We start from the raw sequence: 20,902 nt of genomic DNA, 5'->3' as shown, positions 1-20,902 counted from the left end.
AGCCTCGGCGAACGATCGAGGCAGCCGCTTGCAAGATGAGGATCGCGCGTGACCGCCACCCGTAAAACGACCGCGGTTGTCGCTCGTCGTGAGCTACTACGCTGGACGGCCGGTGTCTCTGCGCTCGCGTTCCTGCCCGCCACCGCCGCGACACCCGTGTATCGCGATCCACGCGCGCCGATCGACCTGCGCGTGCGCGACCTGCTGGGGCGGATGACGCTGGACGAGAAAGTCGCGCAACTCATCACCTTGTCGACCACCAAGCGGGACGTGATGGACGATGCGCGGGCGTTCGCTCCGGGCAAGGCGGACGCCGCATATCCCCATGGAATCGGGCAGATCGCGCGGCCGTCCGATCGGGGCGGCGCGGCGACTGCTACCAACACCGGCACCGATGTGACCGGACGCTGGCGCGCGCCCGCCGACACGATCGCGTTCGTCAACGCCGCGCAGGGCTGGGCGAAGCGTACGCGGCTGGGCATTCCGATCCTTTTCCATGAGGAAGCGCTGCACGGCTACATGGCGCCGGGCGCGACGAGTTTTCCGCAAGCCATTGCACTGGCCGGTAGTTTCGATCGCGAGCTGATGCGGCGCGTGCAGGCGGTGGTCGGGCGCGAGGTGCGCGCGCACGGCACGACGCTGGCGCTGTCGCCGGTCGTGGATATTGCCCGCGACCCGCGCTGGGGACGGATCGAGGAGACGTTCGGCGAGGACCCGTATCTGTGTGGCGAGATGGGCGTCGCCGCGGTCAAAGGCTTGCAAGGAGACGGGAAAGAGCTTGCACCCGGCAAGGTCCACGCCACGCTGAAGCACATGACCGGGCACGGTCAGCCGCAGGCCGGCAACAACGTCGCCCCGGCCCAGCTTGGCGAGCGCGAGTTGCGCGAGAGCTATTTTCCGCCGTTCCGCAAGGTAGTGGAGCAGACCGGGATCGCGGCGGTAATGCCGTCGTATAACGAGATCGACGGCGTTCCCAGCCACGCAAACCATTGGCTGCTAGGCAAGATCCTGCGCGGCGAATGGGGCTTCGACGGGGCGGTGGTCAGCGATTATGCCGCGATCCCCGAACTGGAATACTTCCACCATATCGCCGATTCGAAGGAAAAGTCCGCGAAGTTGGCGCTGGAAGCGGGTGTCGATTCCGATCTGCCCGACGGGGCGGCCTATCGCACGCTCGCCGAGCAGGTTCGAGCCGGGCAAGTGCCTGTCGCGGCGGTGGATGTCGCCTGTGCGCGGATGTTGACGATGAAGTTCCGCGCCGGGCTGTTCGAGGAGGCGCAAGTCGACGCCAGAGCGGCGGCGAAGTTGACCGCCAATGCGGAGGCGCTGGCGCTGGCGCGCGAGGCGGCGGGCAGGTCGATCGCGCTGCTGGTCAACGACGGCACGCTGCCGCTCACGCCGGGCGCGCAAAAACGCGTCGCCGTGATCGGACCGAACGCGGCGGTGGCGCGACTGGGCGGGTATTCGTCGCTTCCGGACCGTCCGGTATCGCTGCTCGAGGGCATACGCGCGAAGCTGAAGGGCCGCGCCGAGGTGGTCCATGCGCAGGGCGTGTTCATCACGCAGAGCGAGGACCGCTCCGCCAACGAAGTGCTGCTCGCCGACCCCGCGCGCAACCGGCAATTGATCGCCGAGGCCGTCGATGCGGCCAAGGGCGCGGACGTCGTGCTGCTGGCGATCGGCGATACCGAGCAGACCAGCCGCGAGGGCTATGCGAAGAGTCATCTGGGCGATCGCACCGACCTGGACCTGCTCGGCGAGCAGAACGCCTTGTTCGCCGCGCTGAAGGCGACCGGCAAGCCGGTGGTGGTGGTGGCGATCAACGGCCGCCCGCCGTCGTGGCCGAGCGTCGCCGGACAGGCCAATGCGTTGCTCGAATGCTGGTACGCCGGGCAGCAGGGCGGCCATGCGATCGCCGACGTGCTGTTCGGCGACGTCAATCCGGGCGCGAAACTGCCGGTGACGGTGGTGCGCGATGTCGGGCAGGTGCCGTTCTACTACAATCACAAACCGTCGGCACGGCGCGGCTATCTGTTCGACGACGACGCGCCGCTGTTCCCGTTCGGGTTCGGCCTGAGCTACACCAGCTTCACGCTGTCCGCGCCGCGCCTGTCGGCCACGCGGATCGCGCCGGCCGGGCAGGTGGTGGTCGAGGTAGACGTGACCAACAGCGGGCAGCGCGCCGGGGACGAGGTGGTGCAGGTGTACGTCCGCGATCAGGTGTCGTCGGTGGCGCGGCCGGTCAAGGAATTGAAGGAGTTCGCGCGCGTCACGCTGGCGCCGGGCGAGCGGAAGACGGTGCGCTTCACGCTGGGGCCGGAGGCGTTCCGGATGTGGGACGCCGACATGCGCGAGGTGGTAGAGCCGGGCCGCTTCGATATCATGACCGGCGCGAACAGCCGCGACGTGCAGACCGTCACCCTCGACATCGCCTGAGAGAGACCATGCCCAAGATCACCGATGCCCGCGTCATCATCACATCGCCGGGGCGTAACTTCGTCACGCTGAAGATCACCTGCGACGACGGGACGAGCGGCGTCGGCGACGCGACGCTGAACGGGCGCGAACTGGCGGTCGCGGCGTATCTGTCCGAGCATGTCGTGCCGTGCCTGATCGGGCGCGACGCGCACCGGATCGAGGACATCTGGCAGTATCTGTACAAGGGCGCATATTGGCGGCGCGGCCCGGTGACGATGACCGCGATCGCGGCGGTCGACGTGGCGCTTTGGGACATCAAGGGCAAGCTGGCCGGGCTGCCGGTCTACCAATTGCTGGGCGGCGCGTCGCGCGAGGCGTGCATGGTCTATTGCCACGCCAACGGCACGACGATCGACGACACGATCGCCACCGCGATCCGCCACCGCGACGAAGGCTACAAGGCGATCCGGCTGCAATGCGGGGTTCCGGGGCTGGCGTCCACCTACGGCGTCGCCAAGCCGGGGCAGCGCTACGAGCCCGCCGATGCCGACCTGCCGACCGAAAGCGTGTGGTCGACGGAGAAATACCTGCGCATCGTGCCCGAATTGTTCGCGGCGGCGCGCGAGGCGCTGGGGCCGGACATCCACCTGCTCCATGACGTGCATCACCGGTTGACGCCGATCGAGGCCGGGCGGCTGGGGCGCGATCTGGAGCCGTATCGCCCGTTCTGGATCGAGGACCCGACACCCGCGGAGAACCAGGAGGGGTTCCGCCTTATCCGCCAGCACACCACCACGCCGATCGCAGTGGGTGAAGTGTTCAACTCGATCTGGGACTGCAAGTCGCTGATCGAAAGCCAGGCGATCGACTATATCCGCGCGACGATCGTCCACGCCGGCGGGATCACGCACCTGCGCCGGATCGCCGCGCTCGCCGATCTTCATCAGGTCCGCACCGGCTGCCACGGCGCGACCGACCTGTCGCCGGTGACGATGGCGGCGGCCCTGCATTTCGGGTTGTCGGTGCCGAACTTCGGCGTGCAGGAGCATATGCCGCACACCTCCGAAACCGACGCGGTCTTCCCGCACGCCTATCGGTTCGAGCAGGGCATGATGCATCCGGGCGATGCGCCGGGGCTGGGCGTAGACATCGACGAGGAACTGGCTGCGGGATACGAGTACAAGCGTGCATATCTGCCGGTGAACCGGTTGGAGGACGGCACGCTGTGGAGCTGGTGAGGATGATGCGGGGGCGTCGGGTCGCGGCCGTGCGACGGCCGGCATGGCAGGCGCGCATGGCGACCTTCCGCCGTGCGGCGAGCGCCGCAGGCCGGATGTCGGCCGCGCGCACGATACGGGAACGTTCCCCGACCGCGGCCCGGCGTTCGCCGGGGTGGCTGGTATGTGAAGGGTCACCGGCATGAGCGACTTCATCGAAGCGGCGCAGCACGCGCCCGATACCGCCGCCCGTGCCGTGCCACCTCCGACGGGGCGCATCCGCTGGGTGATCTGCGGCCTGCTGTTCGCCGCGGTGGTGCTGTCGTACATCGACCGGCTGGTGCTGGGCGTGCTCAAGCCGCAGCTGACCGAACTCTACCATTGGACGAACACCGGCTACGGCGACGTCACCGGGTATTTCCAGGTCTTCTACGGGATCGGCTTCCTGCTGTTCGGGTGGCTGATCGACCGGATCGGGCCGAAGTACGGCTATCTGCTGGCGATGGGGAGCTGGACGCTCGGCCATTTCGCGCAGACGCTGGTCACCTCTACCACCGGCTTCGTGATCGCACGCATTCCGCTCGCCTTCGGCGAGGCGGGAACCTATCCCTCGGCGCTGGCCGCGGCGTCGCAATGGTTTCCCAAGAAGGAACGCGCGCTGGCGATCGGCATCTTCAATGCCGGGGCCAATGTCGGCGCGGTCGTGACGCCGTTGCTGGTCGGGTTCATCGTTGCGGGATTGCTGCTCGACTGGCGGTGGGCGTTCATCATCACCGGGTTGCTCAACCTGGTGTGGCTGGTCGCGTGGTGGCGGCTGTACCACAAGCCTGCCGAGCACCCGCGGCTGTCGGCGGGCGAGCGCGACTGGATCGAGGCCGAGCCGCAGCAGGATGTCGGGCGCGCCGGTTTCTTCCGGGTGCTGCGCCACCGCGAGGCATGGGCCTATATGGCGGGGCGGTTCCTGATCGATCCGGTGTGGTGGACGTTCCTGTTCTGGCTGCCGGATTTCTTCAACAAGCAATATGGCTACGATCTGAAGAGCTTCGGCCCGCCGTTGGTCGCCATCTACGTGCTGGCCGATCTCGGGGCGATCGCGGGCGGCTGGTATTCGTCGCACCTGCTGAAGCGCGGCGTGGCGGCGGGGCGGGCGCGCAAGCGGGCGATGTTCGCGTGCGCGCTGTTCGCGTTGCCGGTAATGTTCGCGGGACAGGCGAGCAGCATCTGGATCGCGGTCGCGCTGATCGGACTGGCGTGCGCGGCGCACCAGGGCTTTTCGACCAACCTGTTCGCGCTGCCCGGTGACCAGTTCCCACGTTTCGCGCAAGGGACGCTGATCGGGCTCGGCGGCTTCGCGGGCGCGGTGGGCGGGTTCATCGCCTCCAAGTCGCTCGGGCTGCTGCTCGACACGGTCGGCAGCTACGGGCCATTCTTCGTCGCGTGCGGTGTCGCCTATCTGGTCGCGCTGCTCGTCTTCCACCTGCTCAACCCGCGGTATCGCAACGTCATCCTGGAGAGCCGCTCATGATTCGCGCCGCCCTGATCGCCACCCTGCTCGCTACCTCCGTTTCCGCCTTTGCCGCCCCTGCCTTTGCCGAAGTGCCGCGGCTCGCCAAACAGGGCGATGCGACACAGTTGATCGTCGGCGGCAAACCGCGGCTGCTGATCGCGGGCGAATTGAGCAATTCGGCGGCGTCGAGTGCGGCGTATATGGCCCCGCACTGGGCACGCCTGAAGGCGATGCATCTCAACACCGTGCTCGCGCCGGTATCGTGGGAACTGATCGAGCCGCAGGAGGGGCGTTTCGACTGGTCGAGCGTCGACGCGATGTTGAAGGACGCGCGCGCGAACGACCTGAAGCTGGTGATCCTGTGGTTCGGCGCGTGGAAGAATTCGATGTCGACCTACGTGCCCGGCTGGGTGAAGCGCGATCAGGCGCGGTTCCCGCGCGCGGCGCTGCCCAACGGGCAGTCGGTCGAGATCCTCTCGACGTTCGGCGAACAGACGCTGGCCGCGGACCAGCGCGCCTATGCGGCGCTGATGGCGCATCTGAAGGCGGTCGACGGCACGCAGAACACCGTGGTGATGATGCAGGTGGAAAACGAGATCGGGATGCTGCCGGTCGTGCGCGATTATGGCGCCGCCGCCAACGCCGCCTTCGCGCAGCCGGTGCCGGCGGAGCTGACCGCATATCTGACGCAGCATCGCGACACGCTGGTGCCGGCGATGAAGGCGATGTGGGTGGCGCGCGGCGCGAAGACGGAAGGAACGTGGACCGAGCTGTTCGGTGACGGCGATGCGGCGGCGGAGGTGTTCGCGGCGTGGCACTACGCGCGCTTCGCGGACGCGCTGACCCGCGCCGGCAAGGCGGCCTATCCGTTGCCGATGTACGTCAACGTGGCGCTGAACCGGCCGGGCCGCGCGCCGGGCGAATACCCCAGCGGTGGCCCGTTGCCGCACCTGATCGACGTGTGGAAAGCGGGGGCGCCCGCGCTCGATTTCCTGGCACCCGACATCTACTTTCCGGACTTCACCCGGATCGTCGACACCTACAAGCGCCCGGACAATCCGCTGTTCATCCCCGAGGCGCACAACGCCGACAATCCGATCGTTCCCGCCAACGCCTTCTACGCGATCGGGGAACATGACGCGATCGGCTTCGGTCCGTTCTCGATCGACTCGGTGGACGAGGCGCCGGGCAAGCTGGGCGAGGCATATGCGGTGCTTGAGCAACTCTCGCCGCACATCCTCGCCGCGCAGGGCAGCGGGCGAATGGCGGGGTTCAAGCCGCGGCAGGCCTATGACGAATCGCTCGACTATGCGCCCCAGACCCGCGACATCGGCGATTATCGCTTCACGATCGCCTATGCCGATATCCAGCGCCCGACGATGACGGCGGAGACCGCCGGGTATGGCGGGATCATCATCCAGACCGGCGCCGAGGAATATCTGATTGCCGGGCAAGGCATCACCGTCACCTTCGCAGCGCGCGACGCGGGAGCGGGCGCAGGAGTGGGTGGCGGGCCGGCGCTGGCCGGCATCGACCGCGCCGAGGAGGGCGTGTTCGATGGCGCCGGGCGCTGGGTGGCCGGGCGGGTGCTGAACGGCGACCAGACGCACCAGGGCCGCCACATCCGCCTCGCGCCCGGTGCGTGGCAGATCCAGAAGGTGCGGCTGTACCGCTACAAGTAGGCGGGTTGACGACCGCGTTTATCGGGCATATTCATAAGTGATAGCGCTAACAGCGCATCTACAAACCCGCCGGCCGAGAAGCGGGGGATCGTCTATGGAGAGTGAGATGAGTTTGATCGTTCGTCGTCCGGCGCTGCGCGCCGTGTTGCTCGGCGCTGCCGCCGCCACCGCGTTGACCGCCGCCACCTCCCGCGCGCAGACGCAGCCGACCGGCCCGGGTGGCCAGGTCCCGTCGCCCGCCACGCAGGTCGACACCGCCGCCGATCCGAATGCGCAGGTGCCGCAGGGTGCCGTGCAGGGGATCGAGGATGCGACCGACTCGTCGCAGCCCACCAACGACATCGTCGTCACCGGCATCCGCGCCTCGTTGCAGAGCGCGACCAATGCCAAGCGCAACTCGGTCGGCTTCGGCGATTCGATCTTCGCCGAGGATATCGGCAAGCTGCCGGCAACCAATCTCGCCGAAACGCTGAACCGCATCCCCGGCGTGCGCCTGAACCGCGACATCAGCGGCGAGGGCACGCAGGTGTCGATCCGCGGTCTTGGCCCCAGCTTCTCGAAGGTGCTGCTGAACGGCACGCAGTTCGCGGTCGCCTCGGACGGGGGCACCAACGGCACCGGCGGCGGCAATCGTGAGGTCGATCTCGACTTCTTCCCGTCCGAACTGTTCACGCGGCTGGACGTCGCCAAGTCGGCCACCGCCTCCACGCTGGAGGGCGGCATCGCCGGCACCGTCAACCTGCGCAACGCCCGCCCGTTCGACAAGCCGGGCACCCACGTCACGGTCGTGGCGCAGGGCGCGTACACCGATACCAATGACAGGGTCGGGCCACGCGGCGCGCTCGTCGCCAGTCACACGTTCGGCGACACGTTCGGCATCCTGGTCGGCGTCGCGGGCGTGCGTCAGAAGACGCGCATCGACGGCTACGACACGGTCGGCTTCACCGACGCCAATCTGGCGTTGTGCCAGCCGGCGACCGGCGCCTGCAATCCCGGCGGCAACGGCTTCAGCTTCGCCACCTCCGTTCCGGCCAATGTCGGGCGCGGGCTGGTGACGGGGGCGCCCGTCGATCTGGCCGCCACCTCGGGCCTGCCGCTGTCGCAGCTCGCCACCGCGATCCTGCCGCGGCTCGGCCGCCCGGTGCTGACCGAAGGCACGCGTGAGCGCATCTCGGCGATCGGCGCGATGGAGTGGCGTCCCTCCGACGCGCTCCACTTTGCGCTCGACGGCATCTACGCCAAGTCGAAGCGCAATTACCTGCGCTCGAACATGAACTGGCAGGTGCGCAATTCCGGTCCGGGTACGTCGCCGCAATCGACCGGTGGCATGGTGCCGTTCGATGTCGAGGTCGACCAGAACAACGTCGTGACCTCCGGCATCTTCGCCAATTCGTCGTTCTTCTCGGAAAACAGCTTCTTCAACCAGGACACCGAGTTCTGGAACGTGACGCCCAGCGCGTCATGGCGTCCCAGCGACATGCTGAAGATCGACCTGTCGGCGAACTGGGGCAAGAGCAACTTCTTCCGCGAACAGCCGACCTTCGCATTCCAGACCGCGCCGAATTCCGGCGTGGAGGTCACCTACGACAACACCACGAACAGCCCGCAGCCGATCATTTCGGCCAACCGCGACCTCGGCGATCCGAACCTCGGCTGGCAATGGTACCGCGTCAACGTCAGCAACGTGCGCCGCGAGACCGAGACCAAGGGCGCGCACCTCGACCTGATGTACGGCAACGATACGCTCAACGTGAAGTTCGGCGCAGCCTATGACGAGGCGGCGCGCAGCGTGCGCGCGTTCGACAACACGCCCGCATTCCAGGCGTCGGTGTGCGGCGCGACGTGCGACGGCAACAGCGGATCGGTGCCGACCGGCCAGATCGCGCAATATCTCAACCGCGGCGTCAGCAACTTCGGCAAGCTTTCCAGCGGCCAGTTCGGCGTCACCAGCTTCATCATCCCCGACCTGAACCGGCTGGCGCAGGCGACCAACTATGCGCAGTTCCGCGACAATGCGCCGGAAGTGCGCGGCTCGGTGACCGGCGGCGCGACCGGCGACGTCTTCGAGAAGGTCTACGGCGGCTATTTCGAGGTCAACGGCGTGTCCGCGCTGTTCGGGCGCGAACTGCGCGCGAACGCCGGCTTCCGCTATGTGTGGACCGACCAGCGCGTCGTCGGGCCGAGCCAGATCGGCAACTCGATCATCGATATCACCGCGGACTCGAATTACGAGGAAGTGCTCCCGTCGGCGAACATCAGCTACGATCTGTTCCCCAATCTGAAGCTGCGGTTCGCGGTGTCGAAGACGCTGACGCGGCCGGACGCCGGCTCGATCCTGCCGGGCGTCACCTTCTCCGATCCGTCGGCCCAGATCGCCAGCGCGGGCAACCCGACGCTCCAGCCCTATACCTCGGACAACATCGATCTGGGTGGCGAGTTTTACACAGGTGGCGCGGGCTACGTCGGCGTTTCGCTGTTCCGCAAGAGCATCAACGGCTTCACCGCCACGATCCAGGAGCAGGCGACGTTCGGCAGCCTCAACATCCCGTTCAGCTCGCTGATCCAGACGCAGCAGAACGCGCTGACCGATCGTGCACGCGCCGCGGGCCTGGCCGTCGATGCCACGCCGGTCAGCGTCAACCGCCCGGTCAATTTGCAGACGCTGGTGATCAAGGGGATCGAGGGGACGTGGAACCAGCCGCTCGACTTCGTCGTCAAGGGGCTCGGCTTCCAGGCGAACGGCACGCATATCACGCAGGATTCCGATCCGGTGCTGATCGGCGGGACGCAGCAGACCTTGTTCGCGCCGGGCGTGCCGCGCTGGGGCTATAACGTTCAGGGCTATTACGAGAATTATGGCCTGTCGCTCAGCCTGAACTACGTGTGGCAGGGCGATGTGATCGCCGCCAACGCACCGCAGAACAACCTGAACGTGCCGCTTCGCGCCGATGCGCGCGGGCAGCTGGATCTGTCGGCGGGGTATCAGCTGCCGTTCCTGGACAAGGCGATGCGCCTGACCCTCGACGTGCTGAACATCACCAACAAGCCGCTGCGCACGACCATCGGCTACGACAATGCCGCGTACAGCGTTTACTATCCGGGGCGTCAGGTCCTGGTCGGCCTGCGCGCCAGCTTCTAGGCGATACGGCGCGTCCCTCTCCCCATATCGGGCGCGCCGCCTCTGGGCCGGTCTCTTCACGGGGCCGGCCCTTCTTTGTTCGGGAGCCCTTATGCGATCGTCGTTCGTGCTTGCTGCCGCCCTGCTCTCCGTGCCGTTGCTCTCGACCGCCGCGCCAGCCGCCGCGCGCCCGTGTTCGTGGCAGGCGGCATGGGCCTCTGCGCAGATGACGCCGGAGGGCAACAACGTCCTTCCCTCCGGGGCGCTGGCCGATGCGACGCTGCGCCAGATCGTCCGGCCGTCGATCGGCGGGGCCCGCGTGCGGGTGCGATTCTCGAACGTGTTCGGGCATGCGCCGCTGCGGATCGCGGGTGCCGCCATCGCACGGTCCGCCGACAATGCCAGCGCACGGCTGGTGCCCGGCAGCGTGCGCGCGCTGGCGTTCGGGGGGGCACGCGACGTGGTGATCCCGGCGGGCGGCGAGTGGCTGAGCGATCCGGTCGCGCTGCCGGTCGCGGCATTCGACGATGTGGCGGTGTCGGTCCACCTTCCCGCCGACCCGGACGGCGCGACCGCGCATCCCGGCTCGCGCGCGACGTCGTGGATCGCGAAGGGCGATGCGACCGCGGCGACGGATCTGCCGGGGGCGACCGGCACCGATCATTGGTTCCAATTGTCGGGCATGGAAGTCGAGCGATGCGCGGCACCGAACGGCATCGTCGCCTTCGGCGACTCGATCACCGATGGGTATGGCGTGAAGCCCAACACCAATGCGCGCTGGACCGATGGGCTGGCGCGGCGTCTCGGCGGACGCGCCGCGGTGCTCAATCTGGGGATCGGCGGCAATCGCCTGCTGCTAGATGGGCTCGGACCGAACGCGATGGCACGCTTCGATCGCGACGTGCTCGCGCAGGCCGGAGCCCGGCACCTGATCGTGCTGGAGGGGGTCAACGACATCGGCGTGCTGACCCGCGAGCAGCCGGCGAGCCCGGAGGCGCATCGCGCGCTGGTGGCGGGGGTGACAGGCGCCTATGCACAGATGGTCGCCCGCGCGCGGGCGCACGGGCTGACGGTGCATGTGGCGACGATCATGCCGTTCGCGAGCAATGCTTATTATCATCCCGGTCCGGCAAGCGAGGCCGATCGGCAGGCGATCAATGCCTGGGTCCGCACACCCGGCCATGTCGACCGCGTCATCGACTTCGACCGCGCGATGCGCGACCCGGCGCGTCCCGACCGGCTGCTGCCCGCCTACGACAGCGGCGACGGGCTGCATCCGAGCGTCGCGGGATATCGCGCGATGGCCGGAGTGGTGGGGCTGGATAGCTTGCGCTGAAATGATTTGTCCGACTATATCAACGCTCTTGCCTGGAGCTTCTGCATGACCGATCTTCCCCTGCGCAGCCGTGCGTGGTTCGACAATCCGGCGAACATCGACATGACGGCGCTGTATCTGGAGCGCTACCTGAACTTCGGTCTTTCGCTGGACGAGCTTCGTTCGGGCAAGCCGATCATCGGGATCGCGCAGACGGGCAGCGACCTGAGCCCGTGCAACCGCCACCATCTGGTGCTGGCGGAGCGGGTGCGCGAGGGCGTGCGCGAGATGGGCGGGATCGTGCTGGAATTTCCGGTGCATCCGATCCAGGAGACCGGCAAGCGCCCGACCGCCGGGCTGGACCGCAACCTGGCGTATCTGGGGCTGGTCGAGGTGCTGTACGGCTATCCGCTGGACGGGGTGGTGCTGACGATCGGGTGCGACAAGACGACGCCGGCGTGCCTGATGGCGGCCGCGACCGTGAACATTCCCGCGATCGCGCTGTCGGTGGGGCCGATGCTGAACGGCTGGCACAAGGGCGAGCGGACCGGCTCGGGCACGATTGTGTGGAAGGCGCGGCAGCTGCTGGCGGCCGGCGAGATCGACGATGCCGAGTTCATCCGGCTGGTGGCGTCCTCGGCGCCGTCGACGGGCTATTGCAACACGATGGGCACCGCGACGACGATGAACTCGCTGGCCGAGGCGCTGGGCATGTCGCTGCCGGGTTCGGCGGCGATTCCGGCACCTTACCGTGACCGGCAGGAGGTGGCGTACCTGACGGGCAAGCGGATCGTCGAGATGGTGGCGGAGGATCTGAAGCCCTCCGACATCCTGACCAGGGACGCGTTCCACAATGCGATCAAGGTCAATTCGGCGATCGGCGGATCGACCAATGCGCCGATCCACCTGGCCGCGCTGGCGCGCCACGTCGGGGTCGAGCTGCCGTTGAAGGATTGGGAGACCGAAGGGCACAAGGTGCCGTTGCTGGTCAATCTGCAGCCGGCCGGCGAGTATCTGGGCGAGGATTACTACCGGGCCGGTGGTGTGCCGGCGGTGGTCAACCAGTTGATCGAGCAGGGATTGATCGCGGAGGACGCCCCCACCGTCAACGGCCGCACGATGGGCGAGAACTGCCGCGGCGTGGCGATCGAGGACGAGAAGGTGATCCGCCCGTACGACCAGCCGCTGGTCGAGGAGGCCGGGTTCATCGTGCTGTCGGGCAATCTGTTCGACGCCGCGATCATGAAGACCAGCGTGATCTCGCCGGAGTTCCGCAACCGTTACCTGTCGAACCCGAACGATCCCGAGGCGTTCGAGGGCCCGGCGGTGGTGTTCGACGGGCCGGAGGATTACCACGCGCGGATCGACGATCCGGCGACGGGGATCACGCCCGAGACGCTGCTGTTCATGCGCGGCGCCGGGCCGATCGGCTATCCCGGCGCGGCCGAGGTCGTCAACATGCGCCCGCCGGCGTACCTGATCACCGAGGGCGTCCACGCGCTGCCGTGCATCGGCGACGGGCGGCAATCGGGGACGAGCGGGTCGCCGTCGATCCTGAACGCCTCGCCCGAGGCGGCGGCGATGGGCGGGCTGGCCCTCTTGCGCACCGGCGACCGGGTGCGCGTGGACCTTGGCAAGGGCACGGCCAACGTGCTGATCGCGGACGAGGAACTGGCCGGGCGGCGGCAGGCGCTGGAGGCGGCGGGCGGCTTTGCCTATCCGGCTTCGCAGACGCCGTGGCAGGAGATCCAGCGCGCGGTGGTCGGCCAGATGAACACCGGCGCGATCCTGGAGGGTGCCGAGAAGTACCAGCGGATCGCCCAGACGATGGGGCTGCCGCGCGACAACCATTGATGGTTGTTCGCCGCGGGCGGTCGCGGGTGTTCGCCGCGGCCGGCCTGTTGCCCGCCGATGACGGCGGTGGGTGTTGCGGGTGTGACCCGCCCGAGATCTGATACGCCACCGTCATTGCGAGCGTGGTGAAGTAATCCAGGCGTCGCGGTCCGGCACTGGATTGCTTCGCTACGCCCGCAATGACGAAGAGCGATGCGCGAACCGGTGGCTTTCGCTCCGGCGCCGACGCGTCCAGCATCGTGCCGCGATCGAGCGCGATCATCGGTGGAACGTTGAGGCGTCGGCATTCGCTGACGACGCGAGAGCGCGGCCCCTCTCCGACGGCTGACATCGCACCTGTGGGTCGCGAACCGACTTCGACATTGCGACCGCCAACGAAAAAGGGCGGCCCCACAGGACCGCCCTTTCCGTTTTACATCAAGTGCTTGATTACCGCGGTGAAGCTTCGCGCTTGCCGTCGATGCGGCGGGCGATGCCCCACGGATTCCTGTCCGACAACGCATCGGGCAGCAGTGCGGCAGGCAGGTTCTGGAGGCTGACCGGACGCAGGAAGCGATAGATCGCCGACGTGCCCACCGACGTGGTGCGGCCGTCGCTGGTGGCCGGGAAGGGGCCGCCGTGAACCATCGCCGGCGCCACTTCGACGCCGGTCGGCCAGCCGTTGACCAGGATGCGGCCGACGCGGTCGGCGAGCACCGGAATCAGTTGCTTGGCTTCGGCCTCGTCCTCGGCATCGATCTGGAGCGTCGCGGTCAGCTGGCCTTCGAGGCTGGCGATGACCTTCTTCAGCTCTTCCAGATCGCGGCACGCCACGACGATCGAGGACGAGCCGAACACCTCGTGGCCGAGCGCACGGTCGGCGAGGAAGGCGTCGGCGTCGGTGCGGAACAGTGCGCCGACCGCCTGATTGACACCTTCACCGACCTTGCCGCGCGCGACGGTGGTGACCGCGGCGTGGCTGGCGAGCGCCTCGACGCCCTTTTCGAAGCTGGCGTGGATGCCGGGCGTGAGCATCGTGCTCGGCGCGCTCTCGGTGAGCGCGGTGCCTGCCGCCGCGACGAACGCGTCGAGCGCCGGACCGGCGAGCGCGAGGACGAGGCCGGGGTTGGTGCAGAATTGTCCGGCGCCCATCGTGAGCGACTGGACATAGGCCGGCGCCAGCGCCGCGCCGCGCGCTTCGAGCGCGTGCGGCATGATGACCACCGGGTTGATCGCCGACATCTCGGCATAGACCGGGATCGGCTCGTCACGCTCGGCGGCGATCTTCATGAGCGCCATGCCGCCGCCGCGCGAGCCGGTGAAACCGACCGCCTTGACGCGCGGATCGCGGACCAGCGCGCCGCCCAGCTCGTTGGTTTCGCCGGGCAGATAGGAGAACACGCCCTTGGGGAGCCCGGCCTTTTCGACGGCACGGGCGATCGCACGCGCCACCAGCTCGCCGGTGCCGGGGTGCGCGGGATGACCCTTCACGACCACCGGGCAACCCGCCGCGAGCGCCGAGGCGGTGTCACCGCCGGCGACCGAGAAGGCGAGCGGGAAGTTCGAGGCGCCGAACACCGCAACGGGACCGAGCGCCACGTTCATGCGGCGCAGATCGGGGCGCGGGAGCGGCTGGCGATCGGGCATCGCCGGATCGATCGTCGCGTCGAGCCAGTCGCCCTGACGAACGACCTGCGCGAACAGCTTCAACTGCCCGAGGGTACGGCCGCGCTCACCCTCGATCCGGGCGCGCGGCAGGCCGCTTTCCTGCGTCGCGCGGACGATCAGGTCGTCACCGATCGCGAGGATTTCCTCCGCGATTCCATCGAGGAACGCGCCGCGCGCCTCCGGGCTGGTCGCCGAATAGGCGGCAAACGCCTCGGCTGCCAGCGCGCAGGCGGCGTCGACCGCGTCGGGGCCGGCGGAGGAGAAGTCCGGGGTCAGCGTCTCCCCGGTCGACGGATCGACAGAAGTGAACCGCTTGTCAGCCTGACGCGCCTCGGCGCCGATGAGCATCGCTCCGTCGATCATGATCGTCCTTCGTGATGGGAATTAGTCGGACATTAAATAGGCCACGAGCGGTCGTTTCGCAACCCGCGGTGGCGCCCGGGTGCCGCCCGGTGACGCGTAAAAGCACGAACACCCCCCGTTCGTAGCGCATGATGCGCCCGTTTCCGGGGGGTGGTGACGGTTATCAGATGAAGCGGTTGACGATGTTCTCGATCCGCTCCTGACGGCCCGAGCGCGGGCGCGGGTTCACGTCGCTGGTTTCGGCCAGGTCGGCGATGCCGGCGAGGTCGAGGCCGGACACCTGCTGCCCGAAGTCGCCGGTCCAGCCCGCGTAGCGCTCGCTCTTGATCGCGTCGAGGCGACCGTCCTCGATCAGCGCGGCGGCGTTGAGCAGCCCCTTGGCGACGACGTCGATGCCGCCGACATGACCGTAGAACAGGTCGACCGCGTCCATCGACTGGCGGCGGACCTTGGCGTCGAAGTTGAAGCCGCCGGTGGTGAAGCCACCCGCGCGGATGATCTCCAGCATCGCCAGCGTCAGCTCCTCGACCGAGTTCGGGAATTGATCGGTGTCCCACCCGTTCTGGTGATCGCCGCGGTTGGCGTCGATCGAGCCGAAGATGCCGAGCGCGCTGGCCATCGCGATCTCATGTTCGAAGGTGTGGCCGGCGAGCGTGGCGTGGTTGGCCTCGATGTTGACCTTCACCTCGTTCTCCAGCCCGTACTTCTTGAGGAAGCCGTACACGGTGGCGGTGTCGAAGTCGTACTGGTGCTTGGTCGGCTCGTGCGGCTTCGGCTCGATCAGGATCGTGCCGTCGAAACCGATCTTGTGCTTGTGCTCCACCACCAGGCTGAGGAAACGGCCGAGATTGTCGAGCTCGCGCTTCAGATCGGTGTTGGCGAGCGTCTCGTAACCCTCGCGACCGCCCCACAGCACGTAGTTGCTGCCGCCGAGACGGTGCGTCGCCTCCAGCGCATCGCGGACCTGCATCGCGCCGAACGCATAGACTTCCGGATCGGGGTTGGTCGCGCCGCCGGCGGCGAAGCGCGGGTGGCCGAAGAGGTTGGCGGTGCCCCACAGCAACTTGCGGCCCGACGAGGCCTGGAGCTTCTCCAGATGATCCACGGCTTCCGCGAAATAACGACGATGCTCGGCGACGTTGTGCGCGTCGGCCATCACGTCGACGTCGTGGAAGCAGTAATAGGGCACGTCGAGCTTCGTGAAGAAGTCGAACGCGACCTCACGCTTCTGCGCGGACGCTGCGCTGTCGTTCGCGCCGGCATGCCACGGGCGGTCGAAGGTGCCGCCGCCGAACACGTCGGAGCCCGGCCAGCAGAAGGTGTGCCAGAAGCATGCGGCGAAGCGGAGGTGGTCCTCCATGCGCTTGCCGAGCACGACCCGGTCCTTGTCGTAGAAACGATAGGCGAGTTCGTTGGTGGATTCCGGCCCCTCATATTTGATCTGGGGAATGTCGGCGAAGAAGTCATTGGCCATGCATGCGTTCCTTTACGGCTTGATGCGGGGGTAGGCGGCGCGGAAGGCGGCGCGCTTGGGAGCGAGCCGGTCGACCAGCGCCGGGTCGGGGGTGATGACGTGGCTGATCGGCGGTGCGACGCAGACCTCGGCCGGGGTGCCGCCGTCGACGGCGAGCTGCGCGAGCCGCGCGGCGCCCATCGCCGGGCCGACTTCGCCGCCCTTGAGATAGGCCAGTTCGACCTCCAGCGCGGCGGCGAGCGTCTCGCCCCAATAGCGCGAGCGCGCGCCGCCGCCGATCACCGACAGCCGCTCGACGGCGGTGCCGGACTCGCGGAGCACGCGGACGCCATCGGCAAGCGCGAACGCGACGCCTTCCAGCACCGCCTGCGCGAGCCGTTCGGGCGTGGTATCGTGATCGAGGTGGAGGAAGCCACCGCGGACCTGCGCGTCGTTGTGCGGGGTGCGCTCGCCGGAGAGATAGGGCAGGAAGAGTTCGGGGCCGCTCGCCGGGCCGGCCAGCTCAGCGCGTGCGAACACATCGGCGGCGCCGGGGGCGCCGATCAGCCGCGCGACCCAATCGATGCAGACCGCGGCGGAGAGGTGGACCGCCATCTGGTGCCACATGCCGGGCAGGCAGTGGCAGAAGGCGTGAACCGCGGCGGCGGGGTTGGCGCGGAGTGTATCCGTGGCGACGAAGATGACGCCCGAGGTGCCGAGCGAGAGCAGCGCGTCGCCATCGCGGACGACGCCGATCCCGGCGGCACCCGCGGCATTGTCGCCGCCGCCGCCCGCGACCGGCACGGTGTCCATGCCCCAGCTGTCGGCGATCTCGCGGCGGAGCGTGCCGGTGACGGCGCTGCCCTCGACCGCGCGCGGCATCTGGTCACGCGTCAGGCCGGTGGCGGCGAGCAGCTCGTCGCTCCAGTCGCGCTTCGCCACGTCCAGCCACAGCGTGCCGGCGGCATCGGAGACGTCGGACGCCTTCTCGCCGGTCATGCGCAGCCGGACGTGATCCTTGGGGAGCAGCACGGTGCGGATCGCGGCGAACGTCTCCGGCTCGTGATGCTTCACCCACAGCAATTTGGGGGCGGTGAAGCCCGGCATCGCGATGTTGGCCGCGATGTCGCGCAGGGCAGGGACCGCGCGTTCGAGTTCCTCGCACTCCGCGAACGAACGCCCGTCGTTCCACAGGATTGCCGGACGCAGCGGGCGATCGTCGGCACCGAGCAGCGTCGCGCCGTGCATCTGCCCGGCGACGCCGACGCCGCGGACCGCGCGGCGGACATCGGCGGGAAGCGCGCGCACCGCGGCATCGGTCGCCTGCCACCAGGCGTCCGGGTCCTGTTCGGACCAGAGCGGGTGCGGCCGCTGGACGGTGAGCGCGGCGGTACCCTGTGCCGCGATGCTGCCGTCGCGGTCGATGACCACCGCCTTCACCCCCGAGGTCCCGATGTCGATGCCGAGGAACATGGTCAGTCTTTCATCTCTGCCGGGACCGCCGCGACGGGCGGGGTCCACTGGCGGGCGGCGGGGGGATTGCGAGGCGGGGAAGCGGGGCGGGGTGTTCGTGCCGCCGCTGCCGGCGCGACCCCGGCTTGTGCCGGCATCCGGTCGCGGGCGGGGCGTGGAATGCGGACGCGTCCCCCGACCGTGCCCCGACGTCGGCCGGGCTGGCGGCTCGGGGAGGGGGGACGCGAGCGCATCATCACTTCACGAACGGATCGATGGTCTGGATCGTGCCGTCGGGATTGTAGTGCAGCTCGGTCATCTTGACGTTGCGCAGGCGCGTCTGGCCGGACAGTTGCGTGTCGGCGTAGAACAGCCACCACTTGCCCTTCCACTCGACGATCGAATGGTGCGTCGTCCAGCCCTCGACCGGCTGGAGGATGCGGCCCTTGTAGGTGAAGGGACCATAAGGCGAGGTGCCGACCGCATAGGCCAGGTAGTGCGTGTCGCCGGTCGAGTAGCTGAAATAGTACTTGCCCTTGTACTTGTGCATCCACGACGCCTCGAAGAAGCGGCGATCGTGGTCGCCACCGAGCAACGGCTTGCCCTTCTCGTCGATGATCACGACGTCGCGCGGCCTGGCGGCGAACTCGGTCATGCCGGCCGCCATCGGCGCCACCTTCGGGGTCAGCGCGGGCTTGTCGTCGGCCTGCAGATCGGTCTTCGAGCCGTTCGGATCGTACGTGCCGGTGGTGTTACGCTGAAGCTGCCCGCCCCAGATGCCGCCGAAATACATATAGCTCTTGCCGTCGTCGTCGGTGAAGACGGCGGGGTCGATCGAGAAGCTGCCCGCGATCGGCTTCGGTTCGGCCTTGAACGGGCCGACCGGCGATTTCGACGTGGCAACGCCCATGCGGAAGGCGCCCTGTTTGTCCTTCGCGGGGAAGTACAGATAATAAGTGCCGTTCTTGTAGGCGGCGTCCGGTGCCCACATCTGCTTTTCGGCCCACGGGACCTGGCTGACGTCGAGCGCGACCGGGTGCGCGGTGACCTTCCCGCCGGGTTCGTCCATGCTGAGCACGCGATAGTCGCGCATCTCGAAGTGGCCGCCGAGATCGTCTTCCTTCGCCGAACCGTCGATGTCGTGGCTGGGATAGACGTAGAGCTTGCCGTCGAAGACGTGCGCGGACGGATCGGCGGTGTAGAAATCGCGGACCAGCGGCTGCGAGAGATAGCGGCGCCCATCCTTGGCGCGCGGCTCGTCGGCTGCGGCGGCGGTATTGGCGGTCGCGGCATTGTCCGCGGTGGTCGCGGATTTGCCGCACGCGCCGAGCGGCAGGGCGGCGAGCAGCGGCAACAAAGCAAGCGTGGAGCGGCGCATCGTTCGGGTTCCTCTCGATCGTCGACGGGTTCGTGCCCGCCTTATGGTGTTGGAGGTAGCGCTACCATTCGGACGGCGCAACCGCTTTCATCTCCGTTCCGCTACAGTCCCTCACCACCGACCCATTGTGCGTTGGCGAGCCGGCGTGCCAGCGTCCAGTTCTGTTGCCGGATATCGGGGACCGCGACAACCTCCCATAAGCCGCCGCGGGTCATCGGGCCGATCGCATAAAGCTGTTCGGCGGCGCGACCGTCGGCAGCAACGACGCGCGACTGGGCGTCGACCTCCAGCCCGATACGCAATCCGTCCGGGCGAATCGTGCCATCGGCAAGCAGGCCGCGCAGCAACGGTTCGGCGGAACGGAGCAGGTCGCCCTGCGGACCGGTGCAATTGACGATGCGCGCCGCGCGGGTGTGGCGCAGCCCGGTGGCGCCGCGCGGACGCCAGTCGAGCACGGCCCGGGTGCCGTCGGCGCGGGCGGCGACGAGCTTGCCGGCGGCGACCTCCAGCCGGCCGGCAGTGGTGAGCGAGTCGATCCGGTCGGCGACGGCGGGGGCGAGGCGGTGGCGGTGGACGTCCCACCACGGGCGCAGGTGGCGCAGGAAACGCGCGCGGGTCGCGGCATCGGCGGCGCCCCACATCATCTGCGTCACCGGACGAAGCTCGTCGACGGCGGCGCGCCAGCCGAGCTCGGCACTGCGGGCGCGGACATGGGCGAGCAAGTGCGACAGCGTCGCGGCGGGGCGTTCGGACAGCCCGGGACGCGGCGGCGCATCGGCGTGTCTGCGCGGGGCGAGGCCGCGGCGCGAGATCGCGAGGATGCGGCCGCGAAAGCCGCTGGCGTCGAGAAGCAGGGCGGCGTCGACCGCGGTCAGTCCGCTGCCGACCAGCACGACCTCGTCCGCGTCGGTGAGGTCCGCCGCGATGTCGCCCGCCCACGGGTCGCCGCGATAGCAGCCGGGGGGAAGCGCGGCGGGATCGAGCCCGGGGGGCGTGTGCGGGGGCAGGTTGCCGAGCGCGAGCACGACGGCATCGGCGTGGAGCGCGCCGCCGGTGGCGAGCGTGGCGGCGTAGCCGTCGGCGTGCGGTGCGATGGCGCACACCTCGTCCTCGACCAGCGTCAGGCGATGCGGGTGCGCCGCGGCGGCCTCGGCCAGCATCTCCCGCAGGTAGCGGCCGTAGAGGCGCCGGGGCACGAAGGTGGTGCGGTCGCCGAGCGTGTTGCGGGTGAGCCAGCGCACGAAATGGTCGGGGTCGTCGGGCAGCGCGCTCATGTTGGCGGCACGGACGTTGAGCAGATGATCCTCGTGCGCGGCGCTGTAGGCGACGCCGCGCGCCAGCTGTGCGGGACGTCGTTCGACCAGCGTGGCGTGCGGTCCGTCGTGGCGGAGCAGGTTGATCGCCAGCAGCGTGCCCGAGAAGCCTCCGCCGACGATCACGACATGACGGATCATGCGCGCTTCGCCGACATCGCGCGGTGGTTCGCGGCTTTCATCGT

At 68.5% G+C, this 20,902-nt stretch carries 12 protein-coding genes; 7 read left to right on the top strand and 5 right to left on the bottom strand.

Annotated elements, in window-relative coordinates; genetic code table 11:
• Positions 1-48: 48 nt before the first annotated feature.
• The 7 genes from SPHPHY_RS0112960 (at position 49) to SPHPHY_RS0112930 (ending at position 13,111) form a co-directional block, all read left to right on the top strand.
• Positions 49-2,436 carry a glycoside hydrolase family 3 N-terminal domain-containing protein gene (locus SPHPHY_RS0112960; RefSeq protein WP_022687116.1) on the top strand — a complete coding sequence of 796 codons (2,388 nt, stop codon included), beginning with the start codon at positions 49-51 and terminating at the stop codon, positions 2,434-2,436.
• An 8-nt stretch (positions 2,437-2,444) separates the two neighbouring features.
• Entirely contained in the window at positions 2,445-3,656 is a 1,212-nt protein-coding gene (gene manD / locus SPHPHY_RS0112955) for a D-mannonate dehydratase ManD (RefSeq protein ID WP_022687115.1), read from the top strand.
• Between the two features lie 181 nt (positions 3,657-3,837).
• Positions 3,838-5,160 (top strand): MFS transporter, encoded by a 1,323-nt coding sequence (locus tag SPHPHY_RS0112950; protein ID WP_022687114.1) that lies wholly within the window; start codon positions 3,838-3,840, stop codon positions 5,158-5,160.
• Complete coding sequence (locus SPHPHY_RS0112945; RefSeq protein ID WP_022687113.1) at positions 5,157-6,824, top strand: DUF5597 domain-containing protein; 1,668 nt, start codon at positions 5,157-5,159, stop codon at positions 6,822-6,824. Before SPHPHY_RS0112950 ends, SPHPHY_RS0112945 begins: the two co-directional genes overlap by 4 nt.
• A 106-nt stretch (positions 6,825-6,930) precedes the next feature.
• Complete coding sequence (locus SPHPHY_RS0112940; protein WP_022687112.1) at positions 6,931-9,963, top strand: TonB-dependent receptor; 3,033 nt, start codon at positions 6,931-6,933, stop codon at positions 9,961-9,963.
• Between the two features lie 91 nt (positions 9,964-10,054).
• Complete coding sequence (locus SPHPHY_RS0112935) at positions 10,055-11,278, top strand: SGNH/GDSL hydrolase family protein (protein ID WP_022687111.1); 1,224 nt, start codon at positions 10,055-10,057, stop codon at positions 11,276-11,278.
• A 45-nt stretch (positions 11,279-11,323) separates the two neighbouring features.
• Complete coding sequence (locus SPHPHY_RS0112930) at positions 11,324-13,111, top strand: IlvD/Edd family dehydratase (RefSeq protein ID WP_022687110.1); 1,788 nt, start codon at positions 11,324-11,326, stop codon at positions 13,109-13,111.
• Positions 13,112-13,540: 429 nt separating this feature from the next.
• On the opposite strand, the gene SPHPHY_RS0112925 is transcribed toward SPHPHY_RS0112930, so the two are convergent.
• From SPHPHY_RS0112925 to SPHPHY_RS0112905, 5 genes are all read right to left on the bottom strand, one after another.
• On the bottom strand, positions 13,541-15,121 hold the full coding sequence (locus tag SPHPHY_RS0112925; RefSeq protein ID WP_022687109.1) for an aldehyde dehydrogenase (NADP(+)): 1,581 nt from the start codon (positions 15,119-15,121) through the stop codon (positions 13,541-13,543).
• 163 nt (positions 15,122-15,284) lie between these two features.
• Positions 15,285-16,595, bottom strand: a complete 1,311-nt coding sequence (gene xylA / locus SPHPHY_RS0112920; RefSeq protein ID WP_022687108.1) for a xylose isomerase — start codon at positions 16,593-16,595, stop codon at positions 15,285-15,287.
• A 12-nt stretch (positions 16,596-16,607) separates the two neighbouring features.
• Positions 16,608-18,047 (bottom strand): xylulokinase, encoded by a 1,440-nt coding sequence (gene xylB, locus SPHPHY_RS0112915; protein ID WP_022687107.1) that lies wholly within the window; start codon positions 18,045-18,047, stop codon positions 16,608-16,610.
• A 235-nt stretch (positions 18,048-18,282) separates the two neighbouring features.
• The gene (locus tag SPHPHY_RS0112910) at positions 18,283-19,404 is read right to left on the bottom strand and encodes a glycoside hydrolase family 43 protein (protein WP_022687106.1); all 1,122 of its coding nucleotides are present in this window, start codon (positions 19,402-19,404) and stop codon (positions 18,283-18,285) included.
• A gap of 101 nt (positions 19,405-19,505) precedes the next feature.
• Positions 19,506-20,858: an FAD/NAD(P)-binding protein gene (locus SPHPHY_RS0112905; RefSeq protein WP_022687105.1), complete on the bottom strand. Its 1,353-nt coding sequence runs from the start codon at positions 20,856-20,858 to the stop codon at positions 19,506-19,508.
• Between the last annotated feature and the right edge of the window lie 44 nt (positions 20,859-20,902).

Origin of the sequence: Sphingomonas phyllosphaerae 5.2, assembly GCF_000419605.1 — a bacterium.
GTDB lineage: Bacteria > Pseudomonadota > Alphaproteobacteria > Sphingomonadales > Sphingomonadaceae > Sphingomonas > Sphingomonas phyllosphaerae_B.
This window is presented reverse-complemented; position numbering and strand designations above follow the sequence as displayed.

Coding starts and splice junctions, on each gene's coding strand:
- manD (WP_022687115.1), top strand. CDS start 2,445: ATGCCCAAGATCACCGATGCCCGCGTCATCATCACATCGCCGGGGCGT.
- SPHPHY_RS0112950 (WP_022687114.1), top strand. CDS start 3,838: ATGAGCGACTTCATCGAAGCGGCGCAGCACGCGCCCGATACCGCCGCC.
- SPHPHY_RS0112945 (WP_022687113.1), top strand. CDS start 5,157: ATGATTCGCGCCGCCCTGATCGCCACCCTGCTCGCTACCTCCGTTTCC.
- SPHPHY_RS0112940 (WP_022687112.1), top strand. CDS start 6,931: ATGAGTTTGATCGTTCGTCGTCCGGCGCTGCGCGCCGTGTTGCTCGGC.
- SPHPHY_RS0112935 (WP_022687111.1), top strand. CDS start 10,055: ATGCGATCGTCGTTCGTGCTTGCTGCCGCCCTGCTCTCCGTGCCGTTG.
- SPHPHY_RS0112930 (WP_022687110.1), top strand. CDS start 11,324: ATGACCGATCTTCCCCTGCGCAGCCGTGCGTGGTTCGACAATCCGGCG.
- SPHPHY_RS0112925 (WP_022687109.1), bottom strand. CDS start 15,121: ATGATCGACGGAGCGATGCTCATCGGCGCCGAGGCGCGTCAGGCTGAC.
- xylA (WP_022687108.1), bottom strand. CDS start 16,595: ATGGCCAATGACTTCTTCGCCGACATTCCCCAGATCAAATATGAGGGG.
- xylB (WP_022687107.1), bottom strand. CDS start 18,047: ATGTTCCTCGGCATCGACATCGGGACCTCGGGGGTGAAGGCGGTGGTC.
- SPHPHY_RS0112910 (WP_022687106.1), bottom strand. CDS start 19,404: ATGCGCCGCTCCACGCTTGCTTTGTTGCCGCTGCTCGCCGCCCTGCCG.
- SPHPHY_RS0112905 (WP_022687105.1), bottom strand. CDS start 20,858: ATGATCCGTCATGTCGTGATCGTCGGCGGAGGCTTCTCGGGCACGCTG.